Origin of the sequence: Bacillus sp. FSL W8-0640, assembly GCF_038007725.1 — a bacterium.
Classification (GTDB): Bacteria; Bacillota; Bacilli; order Bacillales; family Bacillaceae_G; genus Bacillus_A; species Bacillus_A cereus.
This window is the reverse complement of record NZ_JBBOXT010000006.1, coordinates 1-14,515: the sequence shown is the minus strand read 5'-3', so window position 1 is coordinate 14,515 and position 14,515 is coordinate 1. Positions and strand designations below refer to the sequence as shown.

The following is a 14,515-nucleotide window of genomic DNA, read 5'->3' as shown; positions in this document are numbered from 1 at the left end:
GAAAAGAATTGAAGAGAAAGAATCTTTGAAACTTAAATGATTAAAAGAGAATACAAAAACTTTATTCATTCTTTTATTCATTCATTTGAAATCAAACGCAAAAGAAGAATGTGATTAAAGCAACGTTTTGTTTCGTGCATAAAACTTTTATCGAATTAAATTGATTGCGAAAGTCTTTCGAATGCTTTTAAATCAACGTTTCGAAGAGAAAGTCGAAAGTAACAAAATATCATTCTGTCACATTCGTTATGCATCGAAATGAATTTGATATTCACCAAGCCGAATCCCAAATCGAAAATTTTCGAAACCCCCCAAGCCCACGGGCGACCACCCCGCAACAACGGTATTCAAAAAGCGCGTACCATTTTTAACTCGAAGGGTTTACACGCAGCAGCCTATACGGAGTTTTGCGAAGTCTTACGAAACTCATACGGAATCTTATCGCCTACAATTACGCAGATTGCTAAATTAACGGCATTATCTATACCTTGAGTTTTATCGTACTTCTAGCGCATAAAACGTCATACAAACGAATCTGAGGCGTCTAAGGGGTATCGTCCTTTCTATCGAAAATTAACGCAGGGTTATCGTTTATTATCTTTCGTTATTAAATACAAATCTATTAACGCAATCAGTCGAACCTATATATTTATGTAATTGTCTTATGCGTAAAATCCCCGATAGAATTCGACCTTTGAATTCGTGTCGGATATATTATCTTTATAAAAATAAATCTTTATAAGCCTAATTCTTTATACCGTATGATACATCAGCTATAAGACCGCTGATTAATCAGCCATAGGACAGATGATATATCAGCTATCATGTGCGCTTGTAAGAGTAAAACAGTTAGTGTTAAATCGATAATAGTTAGTGTCTAACATTAATATCGAAAACAGTTAGTGCCTACGATACAGAAACAGTGAGTGCTAAAATCAATAGTAGTTAGTGCCTACTGTCTAAAGTTGACAGTTAACTAGAAAAGAATTAGATCTATTAAAAGAAAAGAGAAGAAAAGGGTTTTTTCTTCTTTTAGAAATCACGCAGCAATGAAATGGATTGAAGAGGACGGGGATTAATGCGTAATAGAAGAATAAAAAAGAACGTAGTTATATTTTTTTAGTTATAGTTCTTGTAAATCTAGTTGACCTGCAGCAGGCTGCGTATAAGAAACGCAATGTACTTTATATGCGAAATGCAGCTTACCGCCAACTCATGCGCAGTTTATAGGTAAATTGGTGCGTTGATACCTCCACCGCAAACTATGCGAAGACTTATACGAAGCCCTAAATTGTATTGTTGCGACTATCATTCGAACTTATCGCCTACCATTCGCACACATATCTCATTATCTACAAACGTCTTATACGTCCTCTAACGCTATTTTAACGGTGTTTAACACATTAAAGGCCTATCGCATTAGGTTGATAATCAGAACGTCATACAGGCGAATCTGAGAGGTCTAATTATGTCGTATCTCAATTAATCTCGTAGAGCGTGACGGAGTTACCCAAAATCTCCGCATATACTAAAAACCACACTATAAAAATTTCACATACTGAACTTAAACCCTTAGACAACAAAGCGGCAGTAAGTTGCATACAGAATCGAAGAAACTACTAAAAATAGCAGCAGTATTAAGGATGATAGATGTTATAGGAGTATTCTTAGATATTATGGGAGCATCCTTAGATATTATAGGAATATTTTTAGAATAAACCTATATATGCTCGCGTTTATGTACGTGTAGGAAACCCCTACAGAGAGGCGGAGCATAATGGAAAACGGTATAAATAATATGATTATCGTAACAGACTCGTACGGTCGTCAAAAAACGATACTTGCGAATCACCTACCGAAAACACCTAAGTTTTTCGATGACGGGCACTTCGAGCAGTTAGACGGACTACTAACGTATGAATTTAGTACGCTAGCGAGCGATCCCGATACGCAGCATTTAATCGCAGGGAACAACGTTATCGTACGAAACAAAGATCGTAAGTTAATGCTATTTACGATTATTCGTACAGTAGAAGAACGAAAAGACAATAAGTATGTACGTCGAGTATTCGCAGAAAATGCGGCGGTTGATGACTTATATAATCACGTCGTAGACGGTGAAGAGTTAGTCGCAGTTAGCGTTAAGGATGCAGCTACAAAAATCCTAGCGGGCAGCGGTTGGCAATTAGGAATCGTAGATTATGCGGGATTACAAAACGTTAACCTTCGCGAATATCCTACGGCATTAGCTGCGTTACATCAGATTCGCGATCAGTACGGTTTAGAAATGGAATTCACCGTTTCATTTATGGGTATGAAAGTGCGAGATCGTTTCGTACATCTAGTTAAGCGACGCGGTAACGTTACTGGGAAGCGATTCACGTACGGAAAGGATCTAACAGGCGTAACGCGAGAAGTAGATCGATCCGATATCGCAACGGCGGTTATTCCGATCGGTAAAGCTGACGAGACAGGGAAGCGCCTGACGATCGAAGCATTCGAGAATATCCACGACGGCTATGTATCACCTAAAGGGCAAAAGTGGGTAGGCGACGAGCACGCAATGCAGCTATACGGAAAGAACGGAAAGCACCTATTCAAACGATTAGATTTAAGCAGCGTAGACAACGAGTACGAGCTAATGAAAAAGGCAGTCGAAGAGCTAAAGCGCGTTAAGCAGCCGCGAGCAACATACGAAGCTAGCGTCTTATTACTGGAATCGTTAACGGGCTATGAGCACGAAAAGGTACGTCTAGGCGATACGATCTTAGTAAAAGATACAATGTTCGAGCCTGCTCTCGCAGTTAATGCGCGCGTTATCGCAATCTACCGATCATATACGAATCCTACGAAAGACTACGTATTACTGGGCGAATTCGTACCGCTAGTGATCGATAAGAATAGACAAATCGAAGCGATTCAAGAAACGATTAATCAAAATATGACGAAGTGGGAGCAAGGCGGCGAATTCGTTTATAAGAGCGCCACTGAGCCACTACCTAGCAAGAGAACACCCGATATGCTATGGCTAGATACTTCGAAGCAACCAAACGTTATGAAACGTTGGGACGCTGAGAAAAAACTATGGGTTAATGCGTCGGTAACTACGCCCGAAGAAATCGGAGCAGAAACGCCAAAAGGTGCGCAGGACAAGGCGAACAAAGCCGAAGAGACTGCAATCGCAGAAGCAGCGGAAGACGCGGCGATCAAAGCGAAGAAGGCCGAAGAAAAGGCGATCGAAGTAGCCGAAGAAATGGACGAAGAGATTAAGATCGAAATGAAGTCATATGTCGAAGGACTAACGGAAGAAGTCGAAGCCGAAGTCAAGAAACATGCGGATCAAAAGGCGAAAGACGCCGAACTGAATGCGAAACTATTCGCGGAAGGTTATGCGGAAAAAGAGTGGCATTACGGTGAAACACCGCCCGAAGATCTCACGCAGATATGGTTCGATATGTCAAGTACACCAAACAAGATCCGCAAGTATAACGAAAAAACAAAGAAATGGGAAGCAGCTTCGCCAACATCGCCGAAGGATATCGGAGCGGAAACACCTGCGGAAACATTGAAGAAGGCGCAGGACGAGGCAAAGAAGGCACAAGACGCAGCGATCAAGCAAGCCGAAGAAATGGACAAGGCTCTAAAAACAGAATCCGAAAGACTAGCGCAGCAGGCGCAAAAGGATGCAAATGCGCATACTGATAGTGTTACGAAGCTAGTCGAAGAGGCGCTTAAAAAGGATTCGCAGGATAAGGCGAATGCAGCTAAAGAGGGCGCACTAAGCGAAGCTGATCGCCGCATCTTAGAAGCAAAAAAGGAAGTCGAAAGAAATGCGGCAGCAGACGCAAAACTAAAAGCCGATGCAGCACAAAAAGCCGCTACGGATAGAGCGAATGCAGTTAAGAACGAAGTAGAAAACTTCGCTAAAGATGCGGGGAATATTACGCAAGGTACACTCGCAGCACAAAGACTACATGGTGTTACGATCAGCGGTAAGAATGCGAAGATCGTCGATATCGATGCGGGGAACATTACCGCAGGTACACTCGATGCAGCTCGATTAAAGGCGGGATCTATTAAAGCGGAATTACTAGAGTTCGGCGGTCGTGCTAGAGACGTAGCCGAAAATCGTCCCGTTACTTATTCGGGTGGGAATGGATTTAGTGTAAACGGCGGAATGACTTCGAGATACAACGGAGCGGGAAGTAGTAGGGCGGATAAATTCCCGTGCACTATGTCTCTAGATTTCGGGACTGTTATCGGCGAGTGTGTACGCATTCAGTGGACTTCGTATTATTCGAATGATGCACGTTATGCAGCACGTAGTTATAAGTTAGAAACTTCGCTAGACGGCACGAACTGGACGACGTGGGCAGATGTTACAAACAACACAAACCCGATCGTAAGTCATGGCGTAGTAGGTAACGGACAAGTTCGATATGTTCGACTAACTGTACGTGCACCACAAGAAGGGCAGACAAGCGTTAATGTGGCTAACTTCGAAGTACATTCGGTACAGGCAGGAACGATCGTTACGGGGGACGCAATCATAACAGGTCGCATCGATGCTACGAAAGTAAATGTAGATAATCTTAATGCTAATAACATTACGTCGGGTACTATGACTGCTGATCGAATTAATGGCGGTACGATCAACGCAGCGAATACGAATATTATCAACTTAAATGCAGGTAATATCACGAGCGGTACGATCGATGCTTCGAAGATCACCGTTACGAATATGAATGCGGCAAACATTACGTCAGGTATCTTAAATGCGGATCATATTGGATCAAAGTCAATTAGTACGTATAAATTAACGGTAGGGGATTTTACGAATTACTGCGTTAATCCTAAATTCGAAAGCGGATCAAATGCGGAATGGGACGGAATCAACGTACAGGCACATAACGCAGCGGGCGTACCTGCGGGATCGCCTACGGGACACGTTGGCAGAATGACTGGACGAAGAGACGCTACATGCGGTGACCTATATACGGCGGAGCAGGACGAGTTATTTTATGTCGAATTCCAATCGGCACATATTAGCGGAAGTAATCAATTCGCTATTGGTATGATCTGCTATGACAAAGATAAGAAGCCAATTGGATACCCTGCCGTACGTAGAAATGCGGGAGGTTGGTCACGCACTACGGGCGAGTTTATGACACCTGCAAATACAAAGTTCGTCAAAGTATGGGCGCAAATCAATGCATTCGAAAATCATGGCGATTGGGTATTCACTGACGTTGTAATTCGAAAAATGACAGATTCGAAACTACTCGTAAACGGATCGGTACACACAAGTAAAATCGCAGCAAATGCGGTAACTGCCGAAAAGGTGGCGGCGAATGCTATTACTGCGGATAAGATCGCAGCAAACGCAGTCAACGCAAACAATATCGCAGCAGGATCGATCACAACGGACAAGATCGCAGCAGCAGGGATTACGGCGGATAAAATCACGTCAGGTATTCTCGATGCGAATAAGGTACAAGTACGAAACCTAAGCGCAGCCGTTATCACTTCGGGAACGATGTCGGCGGATCGTATTACGGGCGGAACGATCAATGCTAACAATACGAATATCATTAACTTAAAGGCGCAGAACATCGCGTCAGGTACGATAAACGCCGATAACGTAGAAATCAGCAACGGACGTGTAACGATAAACAAAGACGGCGTAACGGTAACAGACGCTAACTTCTTAGTAAAAGATGCGAAAACAGGATTGCTACACACGACGTTACCTTCTACGAATCTATTATATGATCATTCATTCGAGCTGCTGAATTCTAGCGGAAATAGCCCAGTAGGTACGTACTACCTAGATATCGACTGGACATCGATCAGCCCAAATATTAATGACTCATTCTATAAGTGGGCGCGAGTAGGTACGCCGAAAATGATCGATGCACTCGGCTACGACGTACCAACGGAAGCAGCACCGTTCGGATTGCGATCAGGATTATTTAACCAATCGAACTACGTAGCGCAGCGATTCGGAGCTACTGCGGGTAAGCAATATACGATTTCATTCCACGCAGGCAAGCCCTACGGCGGATTAGCAGCGGGCGCACCGCGCTTAATCATCGAACACATGAAAGACGAAAGCGTCGTAGCATCAGAAACAAAAGATTTCCCAGTACCAAACGCAAACGTCGGCGAAGTTGTACGATACGGCGTAACGATCACGGCAAACGCAGGAATTGCGGGCGGGCGCACGTCTTCGATCCGTGTACGTTTCCTAACAACTAATGCGAATTGGTGCGCATTCGACGGCGTACAAGCGGTAACAGGCAATCGAGCAGCGCCATACGACGCAGAAGATTCGTTTTGGAAGTTCTCGCAGCAGCGATTATCGCCGCCGTATATTAATGCGGGTACGATCTACGCAAATCGCATGGAATCGGATACGTACGACTTTAAGTATCTGCGTGGTCACAAACAACGAAACATCTTAATCGATCACAAAAACAACAACGTAACACTATCGGCAGCGGACGGTAACTTGCATATTGGTTACGAGCATACGGTGCAGACTTTCGTCAATTCGCCGTTAATGCCGCAGAAAGGTATCAACGTTCAAGGTAAAAACGCAGCAGGTAACGCGATCGATGCAGCAGGAAGTATTAACACATGGAACGGAAACATTCGAGCGAATAGCGGCGATATCACTACGAACTGGGCAGTAAAAGCCGCAGGCTTCACATTCACGCAACCCGAAGCGCCGATATGGGCAGGCGAAGGTACAATGTGGTACGGCGCATGGGGTGGAAAACTCGGAATTCATGTGTTCATGGGCGGTGGTTGGCGTCTAATGTTCGAAGATCGTTGGGCGAAAGGTTGATCGATAGTTTAACGATACAAACACCTAATTCACGTATGTGTAGCATTTATGTCCATGTACGGCGCTACATGTACGTACAACTTTAACGAAAGGGGATACGCAATATGGAAAATCAAAACGAAACAACGCAATCTGTAAAGCCGATCGAACGAGATCCGATTACAGGTAAAAAGTTAATGCCTAACGATAAGCGCGGGTTGGAAAACTCACTATTCGCGTTAGTGGATCACGAAGGAAATGTCAAACTTCCGAAAGAGGTTCTAGAGCGTGCGGGCATTGAGCTGCCGCCGAATGACGAATGGATCACCGAAGTGGAGATCGGCGGCGCAGATCAGTTCGTACGCGTTGGCACAACGCAATCACGATGCGAAAACTGCCGAGCAAATTACAGAACTTACGAATACTACGGTAAACTCTTATGTTCTAGATGTAGAGACGATGCCGAGTTCAAACGTCGATTAGAGATCCGTCAAAAACATTCGAAATGGTTATTAATCTATGAGTTAACAACGGAATTCGATGCGTATCAGGAATACCTAGGGTTGCGACTAATGCTGCCGCCGTGGGTTCGTGAGCAGGATCTAGTAGATTACGAGGTAAGTCTAGGGCGAATCTTGACTTACGAAGAGTTAGAAAAATACGTGAGGGAGTGGAAAGAAGTGAATGAGCCACAAAACTAATCAAGTACAAATATAAGTTAATACGGACGAAACTGCGATCCGTGCCGATCTAGGGCGGCGTATGGTCGCCCTTTTTTCTTAATAAAATAGCGAGGACTGTATTCCCTTGCTATTTCATAGGGAATTACGTAATAGAATGGTGAAAAAAGAAACGAAGTTGTACTGTTCATGAATACTGTGTATATTAGGGAGGAGAAAAATTTATTGATAATGTGTATATTAGGAAGGGGAAATATATGAAATTACAAAAGGTAATTGTGACCTTGCTATGTTCTATTCTGTTTTTGGTCGCATGTTCTTCGCTATCAAAAGAGGATTACTTGAATGCAGCCGCAAAAGAAAGTAGTAATGCAGATGAGGATTTTGAAAAAATAGGTGATTACAAACTTTCAATAGATGAAAAAAAGAAGTACATTGAAAACCGTGTTTCTATTCTAAAAGAGACAAAAAACCTTGCTGCTCCTTCCGAATTTAAGGAAGTACATAAAGAGTATGTTAAAATCTTAGATTTAGAGATTAAAGCACTTGAAAAGGCCAAAGGAAATCTCAATAGTAAAGACTCCATATTAGACGTTTTTAGCAGTGAGGAAAGGATGAAATATTTTAGTTACCACGATTCATTCCAAGACCTTTTAGATGAAAAGGAACGAGAAATATTTCTTAAAAAAAGAACGGAACTTGTAGATAAATGATAGAACGAAATTTGGCGAAACCCGACGCGGCTTCGTCATTTTTTCTTATTTATCGACTATATTCAAAAAATAAGATACCGAGATTGCGATTTTAAGCGAATTATCTTTTCATTCGTGGATGGTAGGGTTATTAAATGACGAATTTCAGCGAGGTACGGCGAAACTTAGTTCGACATGCTGTGGCAGGTGTGATATAATTGCGGAAAATAATGCAAATAAAAAAGCGCTCGAGTCTAGACCACTCAAAACGCTTCAAATCTGTTTTAACCGACCCCAATCGGAAAAAACACACAACTAAATTCAACTAAGGCAATAATATCACGGTAGATATAAAAATGTAACTCCCGTTTATTTTGTCAGTACTATGTGTGTATATCTTCTTTGCGGGGTCAATCAATAGATTGGCTTTTATTTGTATGTAAAGGAGATTTACATAATGTATATACACAAGTATAACGAATTAAGCGAGTTTAGCAGTATTGAAGAGTTTAACGAAGTTAAAGCAGCGGCAATCGAAACGAAACGCAGCGAGTTAAATACGACAGATATCGAAGTATTAGACTTTCTATCACAACATGCAGTAAAAGCCATAGGCGTTGCTTATTTAAAGGCGGAAACTATCGCGAATTCTATCGGAAAGTCTGTGCGCACGATCCAACGTGTAACGAAAAAAATCGCAGCGATTGGAATCGTTAAAAAGGTAGAATTAATGCGCGAGAAAAAAGGCGGAAACGGCGCGAATTTATACATATTTAAATCCGATGTCACGGCGGATGTCACCCCGTCAATGTCATGCCGCGAAAATACGGAGACACCTACAGAGAGTAAGGGCGAGAGTAGCAAATTAGAAAATAAAGCTCTTATTTCTTTAAACTCTATTAAAAACTCTATTAAAGATATTAAATATATCGATAAGAATAATAATCATAATCTAGTTAATGATGATAATAGGGGGTTAGAATACGGAGAAGTACTGTTTTCAGATACTCACGAAGAATTAAAACAAGTATACGCAGGCTTGGATAATAAAACAGGTAATAAAATCACTAAAAGACTAGTGTCAGCATATAAAAATACAGGGCTCGCATTTGAATCAGGCTACACATTACAAGATTTAATGAAAATACATAAAGATTTAGCAACAGAAATTGTACAAACAGTTAAAAACTGTATAAAACGCCATCGTAATGGTAGTATCCACACTACTCTATTGGGCTATATCTACAAATCTGCTGAAAAGCTATTTAATAACATATTATCGTTAAAGCAGGCTGCAAGGGACATTATTAGTGAGCCACTAGACCTTGTTAACAATGAAATAGCCGCCAATCTATTAAAATACCATACTGAAGCGTCTACGGACTTTAAACTTAGTATGCCTATACCTTTTACAAATTTTAACAACGAGGAATTGCCTTTTTAATACATACACTAACATTCAATGAGGTTTAAATTGAGTTAAACCGCGGTATTACTGGGGCATTATTAGTATGCTATAATCTCCCTAGCGATTTATTTAACGCAAAGGAGGTGTGTCTAATGTATTCTAGTCTTGTACTGCCTAATATTCATATGGCAACTGCAACACAAGTCGCAGATTTTCTAGGCATTAACATATCAACAGTACGCAAAATTCAGCAACGTAACACGGTCGAGTTAAAACACGCGGGTGTAATCTCGCTTACGGGAACAGAAGTGGTGCAACGGATTACAGAAGGAAGTACGCCAGCGGCGATTACATATAAGCGAGGACATATGGTAGTTGAGTGGAAAGCGGAAAACGGCGATAATCAAATGACAACAATACCTCACTCGCAAGTTATGCTATTCACGAAACGGGCGGTTGTAATTCTAGCAATGCACTTGCGCAATATGTCAGATGAACAAAAGCAACAAGTGCGATCTTTAGTATCTGAGTTAAGGGGTTGAAGCGTCGAATATGTGTCTACTCTGTTAAAAGTAGAGTTGCCAATGGAAATGAGGTGGGTAAGCGGTGAGATTAACGGCTAACGAAATGATTAACGTTAGAAAGCGGGTTAAAGAGGTACAGAGCGGTCTCGATATATACACGCCAACAGTTTTGGAAAATGGCATTGAAATGCCAATAAATTTATATAATTATGTACATATCGATGAGTGGCGTGCAGAGTACGCATTTTTATATATGGTACTACTTCGCGACTATGACGAAGAAGTTGGTTGCGTCTACACGCCTATAAAAGAAATAGTGGAGAAGTATGGTAGGTCTGAAAGGGTAGTATACCGACACCTGCATGTTTTGGAAAAATTAGGACTAATCGTAACATTGCGTGAAAGTGGGCATCTTAATCTATATGTTATTTTAAAACCAAAGACACTAAAAGATATAGAGGCGCTAGGTTACACAATAAACAGGGAATATAAAAATTGAATAAATCATAATTAACTTGTTAATTCGAATAGTACGAGACATCTATCAAGACTTAGTGAGCTCAATAATGATAGGTGTCTTTTTTATGCCCTCAAACATTTGTTTACCGAAATCATTTTAAGAATTTACAAACAACTACTTGCCTTTGATTCATTAGTAGTTTATTATTTAAGTACGTAATAAAATGTCAGTACTGACTAAAAAGTCAGTACTCGCAAAATTATGTTATGAGTACGGGAATCTGCTAATAACTGAAAGGAGGCGCAACAAAATGAGCGGGGTTAGAGGTGACATACTCGAATCTAGGCGCATATGGGAGGCGTTAGGTCGTCAATTCGCTGCTACTACGATAGACCTATACGGGTATGGAAATGTAGAGGATATTGTTACAGTTATCACGCTAAAGCGCGAGTATATGGAACACGACATACGCAACAAATTTGAAGAGTATAACGAAAGCTATAACAATAACGAGATAGACGACGCATTCGTTGTATATTTGCGTGATTGCGCAATAGATTTTATTACACTATAAAGCAACTGCCACAAGGCGAGTACTACATACAACGGACAATATTGTACATGCGAATATATCCCTTTTAACGAAACGAGCGGGCTTATAAACGAAGAGAGTACGAAATACATGCGGTGCGTTCGAAAGCGACGTCAGGACTAACCAAACTGACCGAAATGAGCGGAACGGACGACACCACCACCGCATTATGGCGACATAAAACAAAATGAACGAAAAAAGCGTTAGGACTAACCAACCTAGCGTTTTTATTTTTGTTCTTTTAACCAATTCGAAAGGATATAAAAGTGTCGATATTTTTAAAAACGATAAAAATCTGCGTTAAAAAGGATATAATAGCGTTATAACGAAAATATTGTACGAGGTGATGCGTTATGTCAGATAAAACAGATGGCTCTCAATCCATATATATAAGCAAAGACGTAGCGACGATGTTAAAAATCCAAGAGTCTACTTTGCGTAAGTACTGTATCATGCTCGAAGAACAAGGGTATCATTTTCACAAGAACGAGCACGGACACCGTGGATTCCTTGATAACGATGTTATAACGTTAAAAAAATTAATCGAGATTAAATCACACCCCGATATGACATTAAAACAGGCTTGTAACGCAATTATGACGTGGGTTAAGGATAAAGATGTATCGAGGGTTGATACGAATGTTATAACGGAAGATACGCAACATGACGAGCGATATAACGAGCTTAAAGAAATGATTCAGCAACAGAATGAATTATTGAAGAGTATGGCGAAAAAATTAGACGAGCAACAACGTTATATTGACGAGAAGCTAGAGAAACGGGACTATCAATTGATGGAAGCTATACGAGATATGCAAGAAGAAAAACGAGTTTTATTAGAAACGGCTGCGGCTAGTCGAGATAAAAAATGGTATAAATTTTGGGAGCGTTAGGAATGAATGAACTTCTTAGCGCTTTTATTTTTTGTCTTTTTAATTGACTTAAGTCAACTGTAGATAAAAAATAAAGATACCACAAGGATGTGATACCTTTATTTGGCTAACCATTGTAGCCGTGCTCAGTGCTCTTAATCAACTATCAGGGTTAATTAAAAACACCTCAGATGTGTACTTCAAAGTTAAAGAAGAAGTACAAAAGAGTCGCACCCGCCAAGATATCAACTCAGAGTAAGCACAAGAGGAGGAAACCCTCTCCTTGTTCTTATATTATAACATAAATCATTATATGAATCAATACAGTCTTACACTAAATAGTCGTGTATATACGGCGCACACACGATATAACGGTAACAATTTACGATATATATCCAATGTCGTTAATTCGAAATAGTTACTCGTGGATATAGTAGTACGAAGTCTAGAGAGGTAATTACGATGTATACGAGAGTTCTGCGACTGCATAGCGGGTACATGGCGGACTTTCACGTAATAAATGTCGCACACTAACAATTAAATTTAACGATAGATTTTACGGTATTTATTGTAGAGTTTGCGGTAGTGTATCGCAATGTATCGGGCTATATAGTGCGCATAAACCTCCTAATAATTGGATATTAAATAAGTTATATTTACGAACAATTATACACGATGTAAACTTTTCGTTTATCCTTTTGGCGTATAAGAAACGTTGATGTAATCGTAATGGTTACGTTTTAATGTGCGATGAAAGTGTTTACGCATATTTACGTATATGTAAACTCAAGGCGTTTGTAATTCGCTATATAAGACGCCTAGCACTGCGATATAAGGACGATAGTGTTTCGATAGGATAAATAGTATTGAAACTTCGTATAAACCCGCATATGATGCGTACAGACTTCGATATGGTGGCGACTTATTACGCATAATGTTTCGTTTCAGTAGCAAGAGAGGTCGGGCGGGGACGCCTTCCAAAACTCGGGGGGTTGCGTTCTATTGACACCTTAAAGTTATCAATAAAAATATGCGTTATTATATTCTAGATAAATCTTATATGAAATCTTATAATCTATAAAAAAGAATAGGAGAGGTTTCCCTCTCCCTTGTGCTTACTCTGAATCGTCTTGGCGGTTGCGATTCTTCTGCATTTCTTCTTTAATCTTGAAGTATATATCTGAGATATTTTTAACTAATCCAGATAGTTGATGAAGACTTGTAATAACTGCTGCAATGATTAACCAGTTCATATTATCACCTCCCTTTGATATCTCTATCATATCACTTTTATTGACATGAGTCAACAACTAATTTCATCTTTTTTTCAAATGTTATTAAAAATCATGAAACGAGAGCGCAATATTTCATAAGAGGTTGCCCACTATAAATGCGTTTTGGTTTATAAAAAAATAAAAGAAGAGGTTTCCCTCTCCTTTGTGTTACTCCGAGTCATCTTGGCGGTTGCGACTCTTTTGTATTTCTTCTCTAACTTTGAAATACATATCTAAGATGTTTTTAATCAATCCTGATAATTGATTAAGGCTTGCTATAATTGCTGCAATGATTAGCCAGTTCATGTTATCACCTCCTGTTGATATCTCTATCATATCAGTTTGGTTTGCTTGAGTCAACAATAAATTTCATCTTTTTTAAAATTTGGTTAAAAGTTTCAAAATAAAAACGCAGTATCTTATAAGGGATTGCCTACTATAAATACTTTATAAATTATAAAAAAACAGGAGAGGAAATCCTCTCCTATCGCTTACTGTGAGTCGTCTTGGCGGTTGCGACTCTTTTGTACTTCTTCTTTAATTTTGAAGTACACGTCCGAGATATTTTTAATTAATCCCGAAAGTTGATTAAGACCTGTAATAACTGCTGCAATGATTACCCAATTCATATTATCACCTCCCTTTGATATCTCTATCATATCAGTTTAGTTTGCTTGAGTCAACAACAAATTTCATCTTTTTTCAAATTTGGTTAAAAAAGCATAAAATTAGACCACTTCTTTTCTAATAGACCTCTAGATAACTAGATAGGGTATATTGTAGTTAACCCACGGAGGCGTTAATATATAAAACAGGGGGCTATATAGTGGCTATATTTATGCGTACCAAACCTCCATATCGTTTGACCAATAGCCCGCACTATATTACCAATAGGTAACTACCTATATACAATACCCTGATATACATAGCCTGTTATACAGTAGGGTGATGGGGTAGTCATACACAGTCTTCTATGTGCTCTTATAATAATATTGTATTTAGTATTCTTATTAACTATCTATCGGAGTCCTAGGCACTCTATACCTAATAGACTACACGCAATGCTATATGGGGTTGATACCACCACACCACACCAAACCGTAACTATCTAATGCGTGTGAGAGAGTGGGGCACTGAATAGCTATATGCTATCTTCTTCTTCGTTTGTGTTTTGTTTGTTAGTT

The 14,515-nt window shown here is 40.1% G+C and carries 11 protein-coding genes; 8 read left to right on the top strand and 3 right to left on the bottom strand.

The genetic code is table 11. The features are described from left to right. The first annotated feature begins 1,777 nt into the window (after positions 1 to 1,777). The 8 genes from N2V80_RS30340 to N2V80_RS30305 all read left to right on the top strand — a co-directional run bounded on the left by N2V80_RS30340 (position 1,778) and on the right by N2V80_RS30305 (position 12,078). A complete protein-coding gene (locus tag N2V80_RS30340) occupies positions 1,778 to 6,850 on the top strand; it encodes a phage tail spike protein (RefSeq protein WP_340981214.1) in 5,073 nt (1,690 codons plus the stop codon). 104 nt (positions 6,851 to 6,954) lie between these two features. Then, on the top strand, positions 6,955 to 7,530 hold the full coding sequence (locus N2V80_RS30335) for a hypothetical protein (protein ID WP_061655073.1): 576 nt from the start codon (positions 6,955 to 6,957) through the stop codon (positions 7,528 to 7,530). A gap of 236 nt (positions 7,531 to 7,766) precedes the next feature. Then, on the top strand, positions 7,767 to 8,222 hold the full coding sequence (locus N2V80_RS30330; RefSeq protein ID WP_061655074.1) for a hypothetical protein: 456 nt from the start codon (positions 7,767 to 7,769) through the stop codon (positions 8,220 to 8,222). Between the two features lie 436 nt (positions 8,223 to 8,658). Beyond that, a complete protein-coding gene (locus N2V80_RS30325) occupies positions 8,659 to 9,645 on the top strand; it encodes a helix-turn-helix domain-containing protein (RefSeq protein WP_061655075.1) in 987 nt (328 codons plus the stop codon). Positions 9,646 to 9,761: 116 nt separating this feature from the next. After that, positions 9,762 to 10,151, top strand: coding sequence for a hypothetical protein (locus tag N2V80_RS30320; RefSeq protein WP_061655076.1), 390 nt, complete (start codon positions 9,762 to 9,764; stop codon positions 10,149 to 10,151). Positions 10,152 to 10,215: 64 nt separating this feature from the next. After that, positions 10,216 to 10,632 carry a helix-turn-helix domain-containing protein gene (locus N2V80_RS30315; RefSeq protein WP_061655077.1) on the top strand — a complete coding sequence of 139 codons (417 nt, stop codon included), beginning with the start codon at positions 10,216 to 10,218 and terminating at the stop codon, positions 10,630 to 10,632. A gap of 271 nt (positions 10,633 to 10,903) precedes the next feature. Continuing rightward, a complete protein-coding gene (locus tag N2V80_RS30310) occupies positions 10,904 to 11,167 on the top strand; it encodes a hypothetical protein (RefSeq protein WP_061655078.1) in 264 nt (87 codons plus the stop codon). 371 nt (positions 11,168 to 11,538) lie between these two features. Continuing rightward, positions 11,539 to 12,078 (top strand): DUF3967 domain-containing protein, encoded by a 540-nt coding sequence (locus N2V80_RS30305; RefSeq protein WP_061655079.1) that lies wholly within the window; start codon positions 11,539 to 11,541, stop codon positions 12,076 to 12,078. Positions 12,079 to 13,172: 1,094 nt separating this feature from the next. Here the strand turns inward: N2V80_RS30305 and N2V80_RS30300 are convergent. From N2V80_RS30300 to N2V80_RS30290, 3 genes are all read right to left on the bottom strand, one after another. Then, on the bottom strand, positions 13,173 to 13,310 hold the full coding sequence (locus tag N2V80_RS30300; RefSeq protein WP_172793959.1) for a hypothetical protein: 138 nt from the start codon (positions 13,308 to 13,310) through the stop codon (positions 13,173 to 13,175). A 189-nt stretch (positions 13,311 to 13,499) separates the two neighbouring features. Continuing rightward, positions 13,500 to 13,637, bottom strand: a complete 138-nt coding sequence (locus N2V80_RS30295; protein WP_172793960.1) for a hypothetical protein — start codon at positions 13,635 to 13,637, stop codon at positions 13,500 to 13,502. 185 nt (positions 13,638 to 13,822) lie between these two features. Then, positions 13,823 to 13,960: a hypothetical protein gene (locus N2V80_RS30290; RefSeq protein ID WP_172793961.1), complete on the bottom strand. Its 138-nt coding sequence runs from the start codon at positions 13,958 to 13,960 to the stop codon at positions 13,823 to 13,825. Between the last annotated feature and the right edge of the window lie 555 nt (positions 13,961 to 14,515).